The sequence below is a fragment of the Cupriavidus sp. P-10 genome (assembly GCF_003402535.2).
Classification (GTDB): Bacteria; Pseudomonadota; Gammaproteobacteria; order Burkholderiales; family Burkholderiaceae; genus Cupriavidus.
Map to the genome: position 1 here is coordinate 2401977 of NZ_AP025170.1, position 19941 is coordinate 2421917.

19 protein-coding genes and 4 tRNA genes are annotated in these 19941 nt (G+C 65.7%); 8 read left to right on the plus strand and 15 right to left on the minus strand.

Annotated elements, in window-relative coordinates:
• Positions 1-14: 14 nt before the first annotated feature.
• Positions 15-2315 carry an AAA family ATPase gene (locus CTP10_RS11050; protein WP_116322217.1) on the minus strand — a complete coding sequence of 767 codons (2301 nt, stop codon included), beginning with the start codon at positions 2313-2315 and terminating at the stop codon, positions 15-17.
• A gap of 513 nt (positions 2316-2828) precedes the next feature.
• On the opposite strand from CTP10_RS11050, the gene CTP10_RS11055 reads away from it, so the two are divergent.
• The 4 genes from CTP10_RS11055 to CTP10_RS11070 all read left to right on the plus strand — a co-directional run bounded on the left by CTP10_RS11055 (position 2829) and on the right by CTP10_RS11070 (position 5315).
• Positions 2829-3485 (plus strand): energy transducer TonB, encoded by a 657-nt coding sequence (locus CTP10_RS11055; RefSeq protein WP_116322218.1) that lies wholly within the window; start codon positions 2829-2831, stop codon positions 3483-3485.
• Between the two features lie 87 nt (positions 3486-3572).
• Positions 3573-4301, plus strand: a complete 729-nt coding sequence (locus CTP10_RS11060) for a MotA/TolQ/ExbB proton channel family protein (protein ID WP_116322219.1) — start codon at positions 3573-3575, stop codon at positions 4299-4301.
• A gap of 21 nt (positions 4302-4322) precedes the next feature.
• On the plus strand, positions 4323-4736 hold the full coding sequence (locus tag CTP10_RS11065; protein WP_116322220.1) for an ExbD/TolR family protein: 414 nt from the start codon (positions 4323-4325) through the stop codon (positions 4734-4736).
• A 249-nt stretch (positions 4737-4985) separates the two neighbouring features.
• A complete protein-coding gene (locus CTP10_RS11070; RefSeq protein WP_116322221.1) occupies positions 4986-5315 on the plus strand; it encodes a hemin uptake protein HemP in 330 nt (109 codons plus the stop codon).
• Between the two features lie 289 nt (positions 5316-5604).
• Here the strand turns inward: CTP10_RS11070 and CTP10_RS11075 are convergent, their stop codons facing one another.
• From CTP10_RS11075 to CTP10_RS11085, 3 genes are all read right to left on the minus strand, one after another.
• On the minus strand, positions 5605-6012 hold the full coding sequence (locus CTP10_RS11075) for a heme-binding protein (RefSeq protein WP_063238276.1): 408 nt from the start codon (positions 6010-6012) through the stop codon (positions 5605-5607).
• 152 nt (positions 6013-6164) lie between these two features.
• Positions 6165-6386 (minus strand): hypothetical protein, encoded by a 222-nt coding sequence (locus CTP10_RS11080; RefSeq protein ID WP_116322222.1) that lies wholly within the window; start codon positions 6384-6386, stop codon positions 6165-6167.
• A 274-nt stretch (positions 6387-6660) separates the two neighbouring features.
• Positions 6661-6999: a hypothetical protein gene (locus tag CTP10_RS11085; RefSeq protein ID WP_116322223.1), complete on the minus strand. Its 339-nt coding sequence runs from the start codon at positions 6997-6999 to the stop codon at positions 6661-6663.
• 208 nt (positions 7000-7207) lie between these two features.
• Between CTP10_RS11085 and CTP10_RS11090 the strand changes: the two genes are divergently transcribed.
• Positions 7208-7294: transfer RNA gene (locus tag CTP10_RS11090), tRNA-Leu, on the plus strand.
• A 92-nt stretch (positions 7295-7386) separates the two neighbouring features.
• Here the strand turns inward: CTP10_RS11090 and CTP10_RS11095 are convergent.
• Positions 7387-8490, minus strand: coding sequence for a YeiH family protein (locus tag CTP10_RS11095; RefSeq protein ID WP_116322224.1), 1104 nt, complete (start codon positions 8488-8490; stop codon positions 7387-7389).
• 94 nt (positions 8491-8584) lie between these two features.
• Here CTP10_RS11095 and CTP10_RS11100 point away from each other — a divergent pair, with 94 nt between their 5' ends.
• A complete protein-coding gene (locus tag CTP10_RS11100; protein ID WP_116322225.1) occupies positions 8585-9514 on the plus strand; it encodes a LysR family transcriptional regulator in 930 nt (309 codons plus the stop codon).
• Positions 9515-9545: 31 nt separating this feature from the next.
• Here CTP10_RS11100 and CTP10_RS11105 read toward each other — a convergent pair whose 3' ends face one another.
• From CTP10_RS11105 to uvrC, 6 genes are all read right to left on the minus strand, one after another.
• Positions 9546-10775 carry a cation:proton antiporter domain-containing protein gene (locus tag CTP10_RS11105; RefSeq protein ID WP_116322226.1) on the minus strand — a complete coding sequence of 410 codons (1230 nt, stop codon included), beginning with the start codon at positions 10773-10775 and terminating at the stop codon, positions 9546-9548.
• Positions 10776-11184: 409 nt separating this feature from the next.
• A tRNA-Cys gene (locus CTP10_RS11110) sits at positions 11185-11258 on the minus strand.
• 107 nt (positions 11259-11365) lie between these two features.
• A tRNA-Gly gene (locus CTP10_RS11115) sits at positions 11366-11441 on the minus strand.
• 60 nt (positions 11442-11501) lie between these two features.
• Positions 11502-11577: transfer RNA gene (locus CTP10_RS11120), tRNA-Gly, on the minus strand.
• Between the two features lie 172 nt (positions 11578-11749).
• Positions 11750-12349 (minus strand): CDP-diacylglycerol--glycerol-3-phosphate 3-phosphatidyltransferase, encoded by a 600-nt coding sequence (pgsA, locus tag CTP10_RS11125; RefSeq protein WP_116322227.1) that lies wholly within the window; start codon positions 12347-12349, stop codon positions 11750-11752.
• A gap of 108 nt (positions 12350-12457) precedes the next feature.
• Complete coding sequence (uvrC, locus tag CTP10_RS11130) at positions 12458-14581, minus strand: excinuclease ABC subunit UvrC (protein ID WP_233528309.1); 2124 nt, start codon at positions 14579-14581, stop codon at positions 12458-12460.
• A 114-nt stretch (positions 14582-14695) separates the two neighbouring features.
• Between uvrC and earP the strand changes: the two genes are divergently transcribed.
• Positions 14696-15865: an elongation factor P maturation arginine rhamnosyltransferase EarP gene (gene earP / locus CTP10_RS11135; RefSeq protein WP_116322228.1), complete on the plus strand. Its 1170-nt coding sequence runs from the start codon at positions 14696-14698 to the stop codon at positions 15863-15865.
• 215 nt (positions 15866-16080) lie between these two features.
• Positions 16081-16641, plus strand: a complete 561-nt coding sequence (gene efp / locus CTP10_RS11140; protein WP_022535910.1) for an elongation factor P — start codon at positions 16081-16083, stop codon at positions 16639-16641.
• 88 nt (positions 16642-16729) lie between these two features.
• Here efp and nagZ read toward each other — a convergent pair whose 3' ends face one another.
• The 4 genes from nagZ to recO are packed head-to-tail and all read right to left on the minus strand — an operon-like array spanning position 16730 to position 19917.
• Entirely contained in the window at positions 16730-17779 is a 1050-nt protein-coding gene (nagZ, locus tag CTP10_RS11145) for a beta-N-acetylhexosaminidase (RefSeq protein WP_116322229.1), read from the minus strand.
• A gap of 14 nt (positions 17780-17793) precedes the next feature.
• On the minus strand, positions 17794-18216 hold the full coding sequence (gene acpS / locus CTP10_RS11150; protein ID WP_116322230.1) for a holo-ACP synthase: 423 nt from the start codon (positions 18214-18216) through the stop codon (positions 17794-17796).
• The gene (pdxJ, locus tag CTP10_RS11155; RefSeq protein WP_116322231.1) at positions 18213-18995 is read right to left on the minus strand and encodes a pyridoxine 5'-phosphate synthase; all 783 of its coding nucleotides are present in this window, start codon (positions 18993-18995) and stop codon (positions 18213-18215) included. Before pdxJ ends, acpS begins: the two co-directional genes overlap by 4 nt.
• A gap of 34 nt (positions 18996-19029) precedes the next feature.
• Entirely contained in the window at positions 19030-19917 is an 888-nt protein-coding gene (gene recO, locus CTP10_RS11160) for a DNA repair protein RecO (RefSeq protein WP_116322232.1), read from the minus strand.
• Between the last annotated feature and the right edge of the window lie 24 nt (positions 19918-19941).

Below are 19941 nucleotides of genomic sequence, written 5' to 3' on the forward strand. Positions count from 1 at the left end.
TGCCCTAATCCAGCTTATTGCAGGAAGCCCAGCGGCCGGTGCTGCCGCACTTCCGGCTTGATGGCGTGTTCCTGGCGCAGCTGCGCCAGGAACTCATCCGGCGTCAGCGCCTCGCCCAGCAGCACGCACTGGCGCTTGACGGTGGCGAAGTCGCCCGGCGTCAGGCAATCCATTGCCTCCAGCTCGCGCCGCATGGCATCGCTCAGCAAGGTTGCGTCGGCGCCCAGCGCTTCGTCGACGAACATCGCGGCCCGTTGCTCCGGCTTCAGTGCCAGGAAGCGGATCTTGAACGAGAAGCGCCGCAGCGCGGCCTCGTCGATGCGGTCGAACAGGTTGGTGGTGCAGATGAAGATGCCGTTGAAACGCTCCATGCCTTGCAGCATCTCGTTGACCTCGGAGATCTCGTAGTTGCGCACTGCCTGCTGGCGGCTCTGCATGAAGCTGTCTGCCTCGTCCAGCAACAGCACCGCCCCGTCTTCCTCGGCGCGCGCGAACATGGCCGCGATCTGCTGCTCGGTCTCGCCCACGTACTTGCTCATCAGGTCCGAGGCACGCCGGATCATCAGCGGCAGGTCCAGCTCGGCGGCGATATGCTCGGCCAGCGCGGTCTTGCCGGTGCCTGGCGGACCGTAGAAGCACAGCGTGCCGCGCTGGCGCACGCGCAGTGCATCGACGATCTTGGCAACGTCGTAGCGGGTCTCCAGGTGCAGGTTTTCCAGCCGGTAATGCGTGACCACCGGCCGTGCCTCGGCCTCGGGACGCAGGCCCATCGCGCGGTCGGCATGCTCCAGCTGCCGCAGGATCAGCGCCTCGACCGGCTCCTGCACGTCGGGCCGTGCCAGCTCGACAAAACGCGCCGCCGATTGCACCTGCGCCGGCGTCAACGTCTTGCGCGCGGCCAGGCCGCTGATGAAGGCGTCGCTGACATCCAGCCCGCCCAGGTGCTTGCGGATAATGTTCTCGCGCACCAGCGGCGGCGGGATCTTCAGCTCCAGGTGGAACTGGAAGCGACGCAGGTAGGCCGGGTCGATCTGCCGGATCGAATTCGAGATCCAGATCACCGGCACCGGGTTCTGCTCGAGCGTCTGGTTGACCCACGCCTTGCCGTTGACCGACGCGCGCGTATCTTCCTGGCCGAACAGGCTCATCAGCTCGCGCGCGCTGCCCGGGAAAACGTCTTCCACTTCGTCGAACAGCAGCGCGGTATGTGCGCGGCCGCGCAGGAAGGCCTGCGAGACCTGCAGCGACCGGTAGCGGTCCTTGCCCGACAGGCTGTTGCCGTCGCGGTCCAGGCAATCCACCTCGTACAGCTCGCAGCCGGCTTCGCGCGCCAGCAGGCGCGCGAATTCGGTCTTGCCGGTGCCTGGCGGGCCGTAGATCAGCACGTTGACGCCGCTGGCGTGCTGGCGCGTGGCATTGGCCAGCAGCGCGCATAGGTAGCGGGCATCGGTCTCGACGTGCGGGTAGTCGGCGACAGTCAGCGTGGGCGGCGCTGCCGGGCGGGTGAACACCGCCATCATCTCGGCTTCGTTGGCGTAATTGCCCAGCAGTACGTGCAGCAGGCGGTCGGACAGGCGCATCAGGTCGCCCAGGTCGGTCACGCTGTTCTCGGGCAGCGGCTGCTCGATCAGGTTCAGCGTTTCCAGCCGCGAGCCCGGGCGCAGCGACGCCGCCACGTCAGCGGCGCCGGCGCCGGTCAGGCCGGCCAGGATCTGGAAGGCTTCCTGGCTGTGCGCCACCTTGCAATCGACCATCACCGCGCGCAGGTCGCGCTTGTACTTGGCCAGCGCAGCATACAGCAGCAGCTTGCGCTCGTGGTCGGGCAGGTCCAGCACGCGGCTCAGCATGTCGATATTGCGCACCAGCAGCACGCGCTCGCTGTCCAGCCGCTGCGCAATGGCGGCGGCCGAGGCGTCGAACACGGCAAACATGTCCTTGGCGTGGTGCTTGACGTACTCGTCGAGGTAATAGAACAGCGCGCTTTCGTCGAAGGCGCTGTTCCACTGGCCGTGGCGGTCGAGGAATTCCTCAGGCGTCAGCCGCGCCGCGCCCTTCCACGCGGGCATGTCGGCGCAGCGGGCGGCCAGGAAGCGCTGCACGCGCAGCACCACCCCATAGGGCCACACCATTTCCTGCGCGCTGACAGTCAGCACGTCATTGATATTGCTGCGCAGGTTGAAGCGCGGCCCCAATGCGCACACCACGCGCAAGGCAAACTGCGCGCACATCCAGTCCAGCGCGGAGCTGGACGACGTCCCGGGCATGGAGCGCAGGAGCGTCAATCGGTCATCTTCAGCGGAACGTGTGAAGTCCATGGACGGTTCCCCGAGCTCGCCGTGGCGGGGCCGACCGACCGGCGCACCGCCTCGTCTGCAGTTTCTTCCTATGCTAGCGCGCTTTGCCCCCCTCCGCGCGGGGGTTGGCAAACCGGCTACCAGCGATTGTGGCCTGTGCCACCGAAGCCTACGGATCCTTGCGGGCGCGCAAACCCGCGCAAGATAGCGCTAACCGCTCCACAATGCTGCCTGGATTTGGCGGTATAACTTGCCCGGACGGAAAATTCCAGTTGCGGCGCACAAATCACAACAAATAAGAATCATTATCGTTTATACTAGCCAGCTAACACGCTGCCCCAGAGTGGCGCTCCCACGGCAACCCAGTTGAAGGAGCGTTTATCATGGAATTGCTGCTTAGCCTGCTGGTCGGTTGCGGCATCTCGCTGATCCTGTTCTACCGCAAGTGACGGCGCGCAGGTGCTGTTGCTTGTGCCGCTGCTTGTACCGAGCCAGGCCGTTTGGCGCCTGCCGGCAGACTTTTGTTGTTGACACATGTTCGATCAACGCTTCTTCAAGATTACGCTCGCCGTCCTGCTGTTCCACGCGGGCCTGCTCTACCTGATCCAGAGCGGCCTGGGCCGCAAGCTGACCGAGGCGGTGATCGCCCCCGAGATCATCGCGCGCATCATCCCGCTCGAACCGCCCAAGCAAGAAGCTCCGCCCGAGCCACCCAAACCCAAGCCCAAGCAGGAAACACCGCCGAAGCAGGTCAAGGTGACCACGCCCAAGCCGACGCCGCCGCAGCCCAAGCCCACGCCGCAACCTGTAGCCAACCTGCCGCCGACGCCGAACGCGCCGGAAGCGCCGTCCGCACCGCCGGCTCCACCGGCACCGGCTGAACCGGCACCGGCACCGCTTTCCGCCGCGCCGCGCGCCGTCGGCATCGGCGAAATCCAGTGCACGCCGCCGCAACCGAAGTATCCTTCTCAATCACGCCGCATGGGCGAGACCGGCAAGGCCGTGGTGCGCCTGACCACCGATGAAGGCGGCAAGGTCATCAAGACCGCCGTGGTGTCGTCGAGCGGCTCGTCGCGCCTGGACCAGGCCGCGGTGGAAGCCGTGCAGGCCATGCGCTGCAAGCCTTACATGGACAACGGCCGTGCCGTCGCCGTCACGGCGCAGCAGCCGATCGGCTTCGAACTGAACTGATTGCCGATCCGCTGCGCGCCATCCGGCTACCCGATTTCCGATCATCTGATCTGACCTAAACCAAGCGAACTCACCAGGAACCAACCCATGCAGGACCTCGGACTCTCCCACCTCTGGACGCAAGGCGACTTCGTCATGCGTGCGACCGCCATCATTCTGCTGATCATGTCGCTCGCCTCCTGGATCGTCATCTTCACCAAGGCCTGGGATCTGGTGCGCCTGAAGAAAATGGCGCAAGGCGCGGAAAAGCGCTTCTGGCACTCGGACGACTTCGACCACGCGCTGGAAACCCTGGGCGCCAATGATGCCAACCCGTTCCGCACGCTGGCCATCGCCGGCAAGGAAGCCGCCCAGCACCACCGCGCCAGCCAGCCGCAACTGCACGACGTGATGGATATCTCCGACTGGCTGACCCGCTCGCTCAAGAGCTCGATCGACGAGGCGGTGGCACGCATGCAGTCGGGCCTGGCGGTGCTGGCTTCGGTGGGTTCGACCGCGCCGTTCGTCGGCCTGTTCGGCACCGTGTGGGGTATCTATCACGCGCTGATCGGTATCGGCGCCTCGGGCGTGCCGACCATCGACAAGGTCGCCGGCCCGGTGGGCGAGGCCCTGATCATGACCGCCTTCGGCCTGGCCGTGGCGATTCCGGCGGTGCTGGGCTATAACGCATTGACGCGAGGCAACAAGGCAGTGATCTCCAAGCTCAACCGCTTCGCCCACGACCTGCACGCCTACTTCGTGACCGGCGCCCGCGTGCGCCCCACCGGTGCCCGCACTGACGACGGCACCGTGCGCCTGGCCGCGGCCCAGCGCTAATCCGCAAGCAAGGAAGTCATCATGGCATTCGGTACTCTCGACGGTGACGACGACGAGGTGATGAGCGAAATCAACATGACGCCGCTGGTCGACGTCATGCTGGTGCTGCTGATCATCTTCATCATCACCATCCCCGTGATCAACCACGCGGTGAAGATCGACCTGCCGCGCGCCACCAACTCCCCGAACGATCCCAAGCCGCAGAACATCAACGTCTCGATCGACGCCAGCGGCAAGGTGTTCTGGAACCAGGTGGAAGTGGACCAGGCCACGCTGGAAAGCAATATCGCGCTGGCCGCGCAGCAGCAACCGCAGCCTGAGCTGCACCTGCGTGCCGACCGCGAGGTGCGCTACGAACGCGTGGCCGAGGTCATGGCCGCCGCGCAGCACGGTGGCCTAGGCAAGATCGGCTTTATCACCGAACCCAAGCAGTAAGGCGCGCGCCGGCTGGCGCTCCGCGCAACAGGAAGGGCATCCCGTGGGATGCCCTTTTTTTGTTTACCGGACCCGGGCCCGGATGCAAATGCCAGGGGGCGGCTCGCCGTTTGTCGAATCTTTGATCTGGACTATTGTAATGATAACAATTCTCATTTAAGATTATTCCATCGACCGCGCCATCGGTGGCGCACCCCTGATGCCTTTTTCCTGCGCGCCCAGAGCGCCAGGCAGAACCGGAGCCAGATGATGAGCACTCTTTCCCTGCCGCTGTCGCAACCGCGTGAAGTCACCCGCCGCCGCCTGTCGCTGCGCCGAGTCGAGGTGGCCCAGCCGCGCCGCGAGACGCCAGCCACGAAGGCAGCCCCGTCGACGATCGCGTCCATGAAATCGGCCGTGGCCGCCCTGCCCGCACGCCTGGAAGCTCTGGTCCGCGACAGCCTGTCCTCGGCCCCCGCCGGCGAACCGGTCGCGCTGGACGCGATCATGCGAGGCAACAGCACGCTGCCGATCCTGCACAACGGCGAGGTCTACACGCTGCGGGTGACGCGCTACGGCAAGCTGATCCTGACCAAATGACGCGTCCCGGCGGCAAGGCCGACGCGCTGAAGCCAAGGGAGCGGTTTGAGGACGATTTGAAACCCGCATTCACCGCGGGCGCCACGCAAGTGGCAGTACAGACTTTTGTGGGGACCACCTCGGAACGAGGTGTTGGGCAGTAGCCAAGTGTTGGTGCCGCGGCGGGAATTCCAGACCCCTCGCCTTACCGGCCTCACCCAGCCATGCCCTCTTTTATTCCGCCCCGCAGGCCCGGCCTGCGGGGCTTTTTCATGCGCTGATGCGCGGCAAGGCGCCGCGCAATGCGTCCTTACAGGCCCAGCGCGGCAATGCCGGCGCGTGCGACCTGCGCGTCTTCGGTCGACTTCACGCCCGACACGCCGACGGCACCGACCACCTGCTCGTTGGCAACGATGGGCACACCGCCCTCCAGCATGCCCTGCAGCACCGGCGCCGTCATGAACGAATAGCGGCCGTTGTTGATCATGTCTTCGTAGATCTTCGATTCACGACGACCCAGGGCGGACGTACGGGCCTTCTCCGCGGCGATTTGGGCCGAGATCGGCGCGGCGCCGTCCAGGCGCTGCATCGCCAGCATATGGCCGCCGTCGTCGACCACGACGATGGACACGGCCCAGTGATGGTTCTTCGCTTCGGTTTCCGCCGCGGCCATGATCTTCTTCACATCGTCTGCCGTCAGAACCGTTTTTTGCTGCATGCCACTCTCCTGGTCATTCATTTGGTTGGAGGTCGAAGTATACCCCGCACCCCATGCCATCGCCATTGCGAGCGCGCGCTGGCAGTGCCGGAACGCACCCAAAGAAATGGCCCGCACGAGGCGGGCCGTTCAGCATGCAAACTCCGCGGCAATCAGGCGCCGTCGGTGTACGGGTCCGGCTTGCCAATGCGCGCGCCATCGGTGTACGGGTCGGTCTTGCCGACGCGAGCGCCATCGGTGAACGGATCGACCTTGCCCATCCGGGCGCCATCCAGGTACGGGTCAGGCTTGCCGGTCGCGGCAAACGAAGCGGTGGACACGGCGCACAGCGCGGCCAGCACGGAGGCGGCGGCAATCGATTGTTTGAGATTCATGAGGTTCCCCTTGCATCTTGGTCGGTACGGGCATCGCGGCAAGCTCGGCAACAAAAAGGGGCCGGTGTCATCACGATGTCATGGCTCCAGTTTAGGGAAAACCCTCATATCAATAGAGGTGATGCTTTGAGCAGTCCGTTCAAATATTTTGACCGCGATCAAGATAGGGAAATAATCCGGGAACCGGTTCCCACGGCTCCTGTCGTCATCCGCAAGCGCAAATGAAAAGGGCCCCGCGGGGCCCATCTGTCAAAACGCTTCGGCGCTGTACCGGTCAGTCGTGGCGCCAGTGGCCATGGCCATGGCCGCGGTGTCCCGGCGAACCATAGTAGCCGTGATGGCCATGGTAACGCGGCGGGCCATAGTAGCGCGGGCCGTAGTAGACCGGACGGGGACGCACCACCACGGCCGGCGGGCCATAGTAGACCGGCGCCGGGGCAACCACCACCGGAGGCGGGGGCGCGTAGTAGACCGGAGCGGGCGGATAATAGGCCGGTGCGCCAACCACGACGCCCGGAACGCCGATCGCGACGCCGACGCTCACATGGGCCATCGCGGCCCCGGATGCCAGCCCGGCTGCGACACCGAATGCTGCGAGCCACCAACGTTTCATATCCGCCTCTCAAGGTTGAGCTTTCTCTTACCCGTTATTGTAGAAGGTCGGAATTTTCCAGGTGCAACCGAGAGCACGACATTGTTACCAGCCGTAACAGTGCGTCACTTTTGTCGCGCGCGCCCCAATCTCTGCCGCCGACAGTTCCTAGTGCCTGCGGCGCGCTTGCATCCGGATTGCGGAGCCACCACAATATCGGGCTTGCCGTGCGGCCGTGGAGAAATTGGTAGACTCAGCAGACTTAAAATCTGCCGCCTTTCCGGGCTTACGGGTTCGAGTCCCGTCGGCCGCACCAGGGCCTCCGCAGCGGCAAGCGCTGCGCCCAAGAACAAAAAAGGAGGCCATCGGCCTCCTTTTCCAATCCTTCGTCCTTCGCTGCGCCGCGCTTTACGCCATCACGTAGCACATCAGCGCGCCGACCCCCATCAGGAACACAAACAGCACCCCGGCCAGCGCCAGCGGCTTGCGTCCGGCGCGCACCAGGTCGCCGATGCGGGTATGCAGGCCGATCGCCAGCATCGCGCACGCCAGCAGCCAGTTGTCCAGCGCGATCAGCGGAGCCTTCCAGGCGGCGGGCACCGTGCCGGCCGAGTTGAGCGCCATCACCGCGACAAAGCCCACTGCAAACCACGGCACCGACTTCAGGATGCCGCCCAGGCGGCCCTTACCGGCGGGCGCCTGGCCTGCCTCGCCCTTACCCTGCGGCCACAGCGCCATCACAAGCAGCAGCGGCCCCAGCGCCAGCACGCGCACCATCTTGGCGACCACCGCGGCATCGGCGGTCGGCTCGCTGATCATCTTGCCCGCGGCGATCACCTGGGCCACCTCATGCAGCGTCGCACCAGTAAAGATGCCGAACATGCGCTCGCTGATCGCCCAGTGCCAATGCCCGTTGGCCAGTTCGAACAGGTAGGGATAGAGCAGCATGCCGACCGTGCCGAACAGCACCACCGTGGCCACCGCCACCGCGGTCTGGCGGTCATCGGTGCGCACCACCGACGACACGGCGATGGCCGCGGCCGCGCCGCAGATGGCGCTGCCGGAACTGACCAGGATCGCTTCGCGGCGGCTCAGCCCAAAGAAGGTCGTGCCGACCCAGGTGCCGAACAACAGCGTGGCAACCAGCATCGTCAGCGGCACCACGATGCCCGGCAGGCCCAGCGCGACGATCGACGCGAACGTCAGCCGCAGCCCGTACAGCGCCACGCCCAGCCGCAGCAGGTAATGGCGTGCCACCTGCATTCCGGGAGCCAGCGGCGCCAGCCAGTGCTTCGGCAGTGTATTGGCCGCGACCATGCCGGCGCACATGGCGAGCGTCAGCGCGCTCAGGCCGTAGCGGGCGATCGCCGGATGCTCGGCCAGCGCCAGGGCCAGCCAGGCAATGCCGCCCAGCGGCACGAGCGTCAACAGGCGCTGTGACCAGGGCGGGGAAGCTGCTGCCGGTGTGGCGGCTGCGGTGCGGGGGACGCTGCTGGAGGTGGCGGAAGACATGTCGGCTCACTTGTTTTGTAGTGACTCCAGCGTACTGGTCCGCCCTTAACCCGTAAAACGGGTAATATCGTTATGCGTTATCTATTCTTTCGATATGGAACACCGTCCAGAGCCCCGCCCCGAGCAGCGCCCGCTGCGCTTAACGCTACGCCAGCTGTCGGTCTTCGTCGCCGTCGCCCAGCACGGCAGCACCATGGCGGCCGCGCAGGCGCTGGCGATGTCACAGTCAGCGGTCAGCGCTTCATTGGCAGAGCTGGAACGTGCGCTGGACAGCCCTTTATTCGACCGCATCGCGCGCCGGCTCAGCATCAACGAAACCGGCCGCCAGTTCTTCCCGCGCGCGCTGGCGCTGCTGGACCAGGCGCAGGAACTGGAGCGCTTTGCCACGCAGACCGGGGTGCAACTGCGCATCGCGGCCAGCAACACCATCGGCAGCTATATCCTGCCGCCGCTGCTGGCCGGATTCCGGCATTCGCGCAGTGGGCCCTGCACGCTCGACCTGCGCATTGGCAACACCCGCGAAGTGCTGCAGTCGCTACTGCAGTTCGAGGCCGACATCGGCCTGGTGGAAGGCGCCAGCCACGAGCGCGACCTGCGCAGCATGCACTGGTGCGATGACGAGATGGTGGTGGTCGTCGGCCCGTCGCATCCGCTGGCGCTCACGCCGGAAGACCTGATGGCGCTGCGCGACGCCGAGTGGATCGTGCGCGAACCCGGCTCGGGCACGCGCGAGGTGATCGAGGAACGGCTGGTGCCATTGCTGGGCGAACTGCGCTTCGCGCTGGAGTTGGGCAATGCCGAGGCGATCAAGCGTGCGGTAATGAGCGGATTCGGCGTCAGTTGCCTGTCGTTGCACGTAGTGCGTGACGAACTCGCGCGCGGCACGCTGGTGGCGATCCGTGAAGGATTGCCACGCATCGTGCGACCACTGCAGCTGGTGGTGCACCAGGACAAATTTCCGACGCAGGGCCTGCTGGCCTTTACCGAATACCTGCGCACCATGGCGCCGCGTGTCAGCGCATGACGCGCGGCGCGGACCGGCAATACGCGGACGGCTAGGCCGCCTGCGGCTCGCTGCGCTTGCCCCGCGCGGTGTACAGGTCGAGCAGGTGGAACAGCACCGGGTTGAGCATGATCGACAGCAGCGCGCCCGCCAGGATCAGTGCCTGGCCGCGCTCCGGCAGGATGTTCAGGTAGACGCCCAGGCTCGCCAGGATGAAGGAAAACTCCCCGATCTGCGCCAGGCTGACGGCAATCGTCATGCCGGTCTGCCCGGAGTGGCCGAAGGCCCGCACGATGCCCATTGCTGCCAGCGACTTGCCGACCACGATGATAAACAGCGTAGACAGCACGCCCCACGGGTCGTTGACCAGCACCATGGGATCGAACAACATGCCGACCGAGACAAAGAACAGCACCGAGAATGCATCGCGCAGCGGCAGCGATTCTTCGGCTGCGCGATGGCTGAATTCGGATTCGGCCAGCACCATGCCAGCAAAGAAGGCGCCCAGCGCGAAGGACACGCCAAATAACGAGTACGCGCCATAGGCCACGCCCAGCGCGGTCGCCAGCACGCCCAGGCGGAACATCTCGCGGTTGCCGGTCCAGACAATGCGCTCGAGCATCCAAGGGATAAAGCGGCGCCCGATCAGCAACATCACCGCGACAAAGGCGGCGACCTTGCCCAGCGTCGAGAACACCGCCAGCAGGACTTCGCCGGTGCCCGGACTGCCTTCGGCGCCGGTGTCCGCAGCGCCGGAAAGCAGCCCCGCCAGCGCGGGCAACAGCACCAGCGCCAGCACCATGGCCAGATCCTCGACGATCAGCCAGCCCACCGCGATCCGCCCCTGCGGCGATTCCACCAGGTCGCGCTCCTGCAGCGCCTTGAGCAACACCACGGTACTGGCCACCGACAGCGCCAGCCCATACACCAATCCCTGCCCCCACGACCAGCCGAAACCCCACGCCACCAGCATGCCGAGCAAGGTGGCAATGCCGATCTGCACGACCGCCCCGGGGATCGCAATGCGCTTCACCGCCATCAGGTCCTTGATCGAGAAATGGAGCCCGACGCCAAACATCAGCAGGATCACGCCAAGCTCGGCGAGTTCCGGCGCGAGCGCCTGGTCGGCCGTGTAGCCCGGCGTATGCGGTCCGACCACGATCCCCGCGCAAAGGTAGCCGATCAGCGGCGGCAGCCGCAGCTTGCTGGCGATGGCGCCAAGGACGAAGGCCAGGACGATACCGCCGACGATGGTGCTGATGAGCGGGGTGGCGTGATGCATGCGTGCGGGGTTCCTCGTGTCAGGGGCTGGACGGCGATGGCTGGATCCCACCCGCCTTCCCCACGCGCGCCACGATGCCCACGGCCGGCCATCCGGCGCGCACCAGCGGTCAGTGCGGCACGATCGGCAGCCTCGGAACGGGACAAGCAGGGAAAGAACGGGAAGTGCCGCAGCGGCCCCGGACACGCTGGAGGCGCATCACGGATCAGGAATGGCGTATGACATGCTGCGCCGCGATCCATCGCGCGGCGCACCCCGAAAAGCGTACGACAGGAGTAATGTAACATGCCCGCCGCGCGCTCAAAGCGCAGAAATGCGTGGCAATTCCTGGCAATGGCGAGTGCAGGGATGACGTAGCGGATTGCGCAAAACAAAAACGGCGCCCAAAGGGCGCCGCTTTGCATGCAACTGGAGGCGGAGGTCGGAATCGAACCGGCGTACACGGCTTTGCAGGCCGCTGCATAACCACTCTGCCACCCCGCCAGGTGACGTGATGCTGGATTGTATCCGCATTCAGCCGATGCTGCCGGCCGGCCTGTCGCGGCAATTCAACCCAAACAAAAAGGGAAGCGCTGCTTCCCTTTGGGGACTGGAGCGGGAGACGAGTCTCGAACTCGCGACCTCAACCTTGGCAAGGTTGCGCTCTACCAACTGAGCTACTCCCGCATACAACTTTTTGCTGCCAGCCCGGCGGGTGCCATGCACGCTGCCGAACCTTTGATAACCTGGAGCGGGAGACGAGTCTCGAACTCGCGACCTCAACCTTGGCAAGGTTGCGCTCTACCAACTGAGCTACTCCCGCAGGGTACTGCTTCAAAAACTTCTCAAGGCATTTTGTATCGCAATTTGCCGCTATCACACAACATCTTGCGCTAAACCTGCCTTATTTCGCTGCTTTCGTTTGCGTCGTCAGCAACGAGAATGAGATTATGCAAAAAGCTCCTCCCTGCGTCAATAGCTTTTTGGAAATTCTTTTACTTGCGCGCGCCGGCGCCCGCCACCACGCCGCTGCGCTCACGGATCTGCGGCCACGCCAGCTTCATGTAATAGATCATCGACCACAGCGTCAGCACAGCGGCCAGATAAATCATCCACGTACCCAGCACGTAGGCATTGAAGCCGAACAGTTGACCGCTGAACAACAGCAGCGGGATCGCGATCATCTGCACGGTGGTCTTCAGCTTCCCGAGGAAGTTCACCGCCACGCTCTTGGACGCGCCGATCTGCGCCATCCACTCGCGCAGCGCCGAGATCGTGATCTCGCGTCCGATGATGACCAGCGCGATCAGGTCAGTGACCCGATCCAGCGCCAGCAGGGACAGCAGCGCCGCCGTCACCATCAGCTTGTCTGCGACCGGATCGAGGAATGCGCCGAACGACGAGGTCTGGTTCCAGCGCCGCGCCAGGAAGCCGTCGAGCCAGTCCGTCACCGCGGCGATGATAAAGAACGCCGCCGCCGTCAGGTTCTTGGTGTGCATGGGAAGCCATGCGTCGGGCAGGTAAAACACGCCCACCACCAGGGGAATCATGGCGACGCGAAGCCAGGTCAGCAGGATCGGAATATTGAAAGGCATGGAACTCGGGCGGCGGGGGAACGTGACCAATCCCGCGATTGTCGCCGATTTCGGGACCAATCGACCATCATTGACCATTTTCGTGACCGCGCCAGCAACTGCCGCGGGTCAATGCAGCTGCCGATAGATCTCCTCGGCCAGCCCGCGCGAGATGCCCTCGACGCTGGCCAGCTCGTCGATGCTGGCGGCCATCACGCCACGCAGGCCGCCGAAACGGGTCAGCAGCTTCTGCCGCCGGCGCGCGCCGACGCCTTCGATTTCTTCCAGCCGCGAGGTTGTGCGCGCCTTGGCCCGGCGCGCGCGCATGCCGGTGATGGCGAAGCGGTGGGCCTCGTCGCGGATCTGCGCCACCAGCATCAGCGCCGCGCTGCCCTGCCCCAGTTCCAGCGACGGACGGCCGTCGGCGAACACCAATGTCTCCAGGCCGACCTTGCGCCCTTCGCCCTTGGCCACGCCGACCAGCAGGCCGATATCCAGCCCCAGCTCCTCGAACACCTGGCGTGCCACCTCGACCTGGCCCTTGCCGCCGTCGATCAGCACGATCTGCGGCATCAGCGCGGCGGCTTCGCTGCCGGCCTGAGCGCCGCCGTCTTCCTGCATCTGCTCGACCAGCTTCTGGTAGCGGCGCGTCAGCACCTGGCGCATGGCGGCATAGTCGTCGCCAGGGATGATGTCCTGGATGTTGTAGCGGCGATATTCGCTGTTCTGCATGTCATGATGGTGGTACACCACGCACGACGCCTGCGTCGCCTCGCCTGCGGTATGACTGATGTCGAAGCACTCCACCCGCAGCAGCGCCAGGTCTTCCAGGTCCAGGCCGATGGTATCCGCCAGCGCGCGCGTACGCCCCTCCTGGCTGCCCTGCTCGGCCAGCCGGCGCGACAACGCCAGCGCCGCTCCCTGCTGCGCCATTTCCAGCCACACCTTGCGCTGGCCCTGCGGCTGGCGTACCAGCGTCACCTTGCGGCCGGCATGCAGCGTCAGCGCCTCAAGCACCGCTGCGTCGTCCGGCACATGGCTGACGACGATGATGGGCGGCGCAGGTTGCTCCAGGTAATGCTGCACCATGAAGGCGGACAACACCCGGGCGGCGATACGCTCGACGGTGAGCGGTAGCGCGGCCCCGGCGGCCCCGCCGTCGCCGGCTTCGTCAAGCGTGTCTCGCTGGTCGGCATCCTCGACGATCATCGCGGCCTCATCGGCATGGGCCGGGAAATAGGCCTTGTCGCCCAGATGGCGGCTGCCGCGCACCATGGCCAGGTTGACGCAGGCGCGCCCGCCTTCCACCGCCACGGCCAGCACATCGATATCGCGCGCCTGCCCGCCCACTTCCTCCACGGCCTGGCGCTTGAGCACGGTCGAGAGCGCCGCGATCTGGTCGCGCACCGCGGCGGCCTGCTCGAACTCAAGCCGCTCGGCGTGCTGCTCCATCTTGCCCTGCAGGCCTTCCAGCACTTCAGTCTGGCGGCCCTGCAGGAAGCGCGCCGCGTTGGCCACGTCGCGCGCGTAATCCTCTTCGCTGATGGCGTTGACGCACGGGCCGGTGCAGCGATGGATCTGGTGCAGCAGGCAAGGCCGGGTGCGATTGTTGAAGACGGTGTCCTCGCAGGTGCGCAGCTGGAACACCTTCTGCAGGATCTGCATGCTCTCGCGCACCGCGTAGGCGCTCGGGAACGGGCCGAAGTACTGGTGCTTGCGGTCGGTGGCGCCGCGGTAGTAAGCCATGCGCGGGAAGCGATGCCCCGTCAGCTTCAGGAACGGGTACGACTTGTCGTCGCGGAACAGGATGTTGTAGCGCGGCGCCAGCGCCTTGATCAGGTTGTTCTCGAGCAGCAGCGCCTCGGCCTCGGTGCGCACCACCGTGGTCTCGATGCGGGCGATGCGCGCGACCATCATCGCGATGCGCGGCGACAGCTGGGTCTTGGTGAAATAGCTCGAGACCCGCTTCTTCAGGTCGCGCGCCTTGCCGACGTAGAGAACGTTGCCCGCGGCGTCGAAATAGCGGTACACGCCAGGCAGGCCTGGCAGGCGCGAGATGACCGGCTTGGGGTCAAAGGGCTCTGGCGGTAGTTCGCCGGGAGCTTCAGCGGCGGTCTCGGGCTGCACCTCGGCGGGAACTTCGGCCGGCGGTTCGGCCCGCGGTTCGGCCGGCGTATCGGCAAGCGTTTCGGCAAGCGTTTCGGCCGCCACATCGGCCTCGGGTTTCGGTGAATCGGATTGCTGGTCGGACATTGGGGGAACGGTGACCGCTACACGGCCGGCGCGCAACAAAATGGCGCGGCCTCTAAAATCGCAAGTTTAGAGCAATTCAGCGGGCCTCCCGCCCGCGCACGCCTCCACCCTGCCATGCCTATCCGCTCCTGGGACATCTTCTGCACCGTGATCGACAATTTCGGCGACATCGGCGTCTGCTGGCGGCTGGCACGCCAGCTTGCGCAGGAGCACGGGCACGCGGTGCGGCTATGGGTCGATGATCTGGCGAGCTTCGCGCGGCTGGCGCCGGAACTCGATACCGGCGCCACCGTGCAGCGCCTGGCGGGCGTGGAAATTCGTCCGTGGCGGCCGGGTGGCCCGGGTGCTGATAGCGACGTGGATGACACCGCCGGGGTAGAGCCACACGACGCCGTCATCGAAGCCTTCGCCTGCGATATACCGCAAGCCTTCCTGGCCCGCATGGCCGCGCGTGATCCCAAACCCGCCTGGATCAACCTGGAGTACCTGAGCGCCGAGCCATGGGTACGGGAGCACCATGCGATGCCCTCGCCCCATCCGCGGCTGCCGCTGGTGAAGCATTTCTTCTTCCCCGGCTTCGAGCCCGGAACCGGCGGCCTCCTGCGGGAATCGATGCTAGGCGCGCAGCGCGCCACCTTCCTCGGCGGCGCGGCCGCCCAGGCGGCCTTGTGGCACCGGCTAAGCGTGACGCCCCGGCCCGAGGCGCTGCGGGTGAGCCTGTTTGCTTACCGCAACCCGGCGCTGCCCGCGCTGCTGGAGCAATGGCGCGATGCCTCCGAGGCGGTCCATTGCCTGGTGCCCGCAGGCCTGGCGGCTGACCAGGTCGCCGAATGGCTGGGCGCGCCGCTGCGGATTGGCGACCCGGTGGAACGTGGCAGCCTGTGCGTGCAGCGGATCCCATTCGTACGACAGGAGCACTATGACGAACTGCTGTGGGCCTGCGACCTGAACTTTGTGCGTGGCGAAGATTCATTCGTACGCGCGCAGTGGGCAGCGCGGCCGCTGGTCTGGCAAATCTACCCCCAGGATGATGCCGCGCACCGGGTCAAGCTCGACGCCTGGCTCGACCTGTTCCGCCAGGGCGGCGTGGCAACCGACGCTGCCGGTGCGCTAACGGATTTCTGGCACGCCTGGAACGGATATGGCGTCCCCGTCGACTGGCCGCGCCTGCGAGAGCATCTGGCGGCACTTGCCGCAATCGCGCCGCGCTGGGAGCGGCGCTTGCAGCATCCAGGAGATCTTGCCGCCAACCTGGTGGCGTTTTGCGAAAATCAGGTAAAATAACCGGTTGATCCAAATGGCGACCGGGCCGGAGAACCAGGTCCTCTCCCGCGCGTCCAACGCGTGAGGCGAAGACCTGAATGCAAGCTGAGCACGGGGTCGCGAGCGCGTGGATACCGGCTTTCGGTGGAGCTCATCTGGCCTATCGCAGCGGTAATGCCGGCAGCGCGCCTTCGCCATTCCAAATTCCTACTTTCTTATTCAGGAAAACAGTTCAGATGAAAATCGCACAGGAACTCCGCGTCGGTAACGTGTTCATGATCGGCGGCGATCCGATGGTCGTGCAGAAGGCCGAGTACAACAAGTCGGGCCGCAACGCAGCCGTGGTCAAGATGAAGTACAAGAACCTGCTGACCGACGCCCCGGGCGAGTCGGTGTTCAAGGCCGACGACAAGTTCGAAGTCGTGGTGCTGGAGCGCCGCGAGTGCACCTACTCGTACTTCGCTGACCCGATGTACGTGTTCATGGACACCGACTACAACCAGTACGAAGTCGAGCAGGACAGCATGGGCGACTCGCTGAACTACCTCGAAGACGGCATGACCGTGGAAGTGGTGTTCTACAACGACAAGGCCATCTCGGTTGAAATGCCGACCACGCTGGTCCGCGAAATCGTCTACACCGAGCCGGCCGTCAAGGGCGACACCTCGTCGGGCAAGGTGCTCAAGGGCGCCAAGATCAACACCGGTTTCGAACTGCAAGTGCCGCTGTTCTGCAACATCGGCGACAAGATCGAAATCGACACCCGTACCGGCGAATACCGCAGCCGCGCCAACTAAGGCGTGCGCAACGTCCCGGCTGGCACAGCGGGACCGGCAGAGAAAAAGGCAGCCGAGGCTGCCTTTTCTGTTTTTGGACTCTCGCGGATCAGGCGATCAACCCGTACTCGCGCAGCGTGCGCAGTGCGGCACGGTATTCGCCTTCGCCTTGCAGCTTGTTCCAGTCCATCGGCTTGCGGCGCGGGAACAGCTTGCGGACGCGGCGCTGCGAGGCCTTGTCGATGCCCACGTCAAGTTCGGTCAGCAACTGGTCGGCGCGATCGGGGTGGTTGCAGATCAGCACCATGTCGCAACCCGCCGTCAGCGCGGCGCGCGCGGCTTCCGTCACATTGCCGGCCACGCTGGCGCCTTCCATGCTCAGGTCGTCGCTGAAGATCACGCCTTCGAAGCCCAGTTGCGCGCGTAGCACGTCCTGCAGCCAGTAGCGCGAGAAGCCGGCCGGATTCGGGTCGACCTTCGGATAGATCACGTGCGCCGGCATCACCGACGACAGCGACAAGCCCAGCCATTCATAGGGGCGCGCGTCCTGCTCGAGGATCTCGTCGAGCGTGCGCTCGTCGACCGGGATCGCCACATGCGAATCGGCCTCGACATAGCCGTGGCCGGGGAAGTGCTTGCCGCAGTTGCTCATGCCGGCCAGCAGCAGGCCGTGGTTGAGATGGCCCGACAGCATCGTCACCACGCGCGGGTCGGCATGGAAGGCGCGGTCACCGATCACGGCACTGCGGCCGTAGTCGAGGTCGAGCACCGGCGTGAAGCTGAAATCGATGTCGCAGGCGCGCAGTTCAGCCGCCAGCACGTAGCCGCATGCCACCGCCGCGCGCGTCGCGGCCAGTACATCGCGATCCCACAGATCGCCCAGGCGGTGCATCGCCGGCAAATGGGTAAAGCCATCGGTCTTGCAGCGCTGCACGCGGCCGCCTTCATGGTCGATGCAGATCAGCACGTCGTCGCGCACCGCGCGGATCGCGCGCGTCAGCGCCTGCAACTGCGTGCGCGATTCGAAGTTGCGCGCGAACAGGATCACGCCGCCGGTCAGCGGATGCGCGATGCGGCGCGCATCTTCCGTATCGAGCTGCTTGCCGACGACGTCAAGGACCACCGGGCCCGGCCGCTTGCCGGAGTTCTTCTTGGACATGGAAGTGCTTGGATTCACAATGCTGTAGTTTGAGGAGCCGCCCCGCCGGTGCGCTCGGCGATGGCGAAGGCGACCGCATAGTCGTGTTCGTCACTGACACTGACCCGCACGGTGAGGCCGCGTTCCGCGAGCCATGCCGCCAGTTCGCCATGGCACACCGGCGAAGGCTCGCCCGAAGGCAGGTTCATCAGCTCCATCGCGCGCCACGTCATCGGCCAGCGCATGCCCAGGCCGATGGCCTTGGAAAAGGCCTCCTTGGCGGCGAAGCGCGTGGACAGGAAGGCGAGGCCGCGTTTTTCGGAACGCGCCTTGCGCGCGTGGTACTTGGCCAGCTCGTTGGGGCCCAGCACCTTTTCAGCGAAGCGGCCGTGGGTGCGTTCCATCACGCCCTGCACGCGGGCGATCTGGATGATGTCGGTGCCGACGCCGTAGATCACGCCGGCGCGCCTGCAACGGGATATCGCGTGCCCAGGCGCGCGGCCACCATGATGGCCTTCATCTCGCGCACCGCGTTCTGCCAGCCGGCAAACACCGCATGCGCGACGATGGCATGACCAATGTTCAATTCCTTGATGCCGGGCAGCGCCGCGATGGGCTGGACATTGGTGTAGTGCAGGCCGTGTCCGGCGTTGACCACCAGGGCGTGCTTGATACCGGCGTCGACACCATCAGCGATGCGGCGGAATTCCACCGCCTGCTGGTCGGGCGTGTGCGCATCGGCATAGGCGCCGGTATGCAACTCGATCACCGGTGCACCGCACGCGGCCGCGGCGGCGATCTGGTCGGGGTCGGCATCGATAAACAGCGACACGCGGATGCCCACGCCGGCCAGTTGCGCGCAGGCGGCCTTGACCTGCTCGAAGCGCCCCGCCACGTCGAGGCCGCCTTCGGTGGTCACCTCCTCGCGGCGCTCGGGCACCAGGCATACGTCCTGCGGGCGGATCTCGCAGGCGATATCCAGCATCTCCTGCGTGATTGCGCATTCCAGGTTCATGCGCGTGGCCAGTTGCGGGCGCAGCGCGCGCACGTCGGCGTCGCGAATATGGCGGCGGTCCTCGCGCAGGTGCAGCGTGATCAGGTCGGCGCCGGCTTCCTCGGCCTGCAGCGCGGCCTGGATGGGATCGGGATACACGGTGCCGCGCGCATTGCGCAGCGTGGCGACGTGGTCGATATTGACGCCAAGGTCGATGACGCCCGGATTTGCGTGGAAGATCATGCGAGCAGGAGAGATTCGGATTGGAATGGTTCGGTCACAGAAACTGCAGGTCGATCAGTATCTGGCGCGTTTTCAGCGGTTCGCCTTGCAGATAATAATGCAGCAGGAAGCGCATCAGTGCCCGGCTTTGCGCCGCGGTCTGCGCACGGCTGTAGTCGTCCTGCGCCATGTCGAGCAGCGTCTGCCCCGACACCACCGGCCACGACGACGGGTCGCTCGGCTGGGCGCGGCGCACGCCGCGCTCGGGCTGGTAGACATAGTCGAGCCCCGGCTGCACGCGCTCGCCGGTGCTCAGGCACTGGTCGAAGGCCACCGCGAAGCCGGTGTCCTGCAGCAGCACGCGCTCGAAGCTGCGCAACACCAGCCCGGCGGGTTCGCCATGCGCCAGCCGCGTGAGCGTGGCCAGGTAGTGGCGGAACAGCACGGGATACGCATCTTCGCGCGGGCAGAAGCGCATCAGCAATTCATTGAGGTAGAACGCGGACAGCAGCGCATCGCCAGCCAGCGGCGGCATGCCGCCGACCCATTCGGCCTTGGTCAGGGTCTTGACCTCGCCGCGGCCGCTCCACGACACCGACACCGGATGGAAATGCTGCAGCACCGCGCGCAACGCCGAATGCGGGCGCTTGGCCCCCTTGGCCACCATCGAGATGCGGCCATGGTCGCGCGTGAAGACGTCGAGGATCAGGCTGGTTTCGCGATACGGCCAGGCGTGCAGCACGAAGCCGGGCTGCTCGGCGACGCGCGACTCGGGCCGGGCCGGCACGATGCGCATGGCGCGGTCCATCATGGCGCGTGCGGCAGCATCCGCCATGCCGGGCAGCGCCCTGCTGTCGAGCAGTTCGGCCGCCTCGTCCACCACCGGATCCGCGCGGCGGGCGCGGGGCGCCGGCACGCGTGCGATGTCAGCCGTCTTGCTCAATGGTCGCTCGCCTTTGGTCGCAGT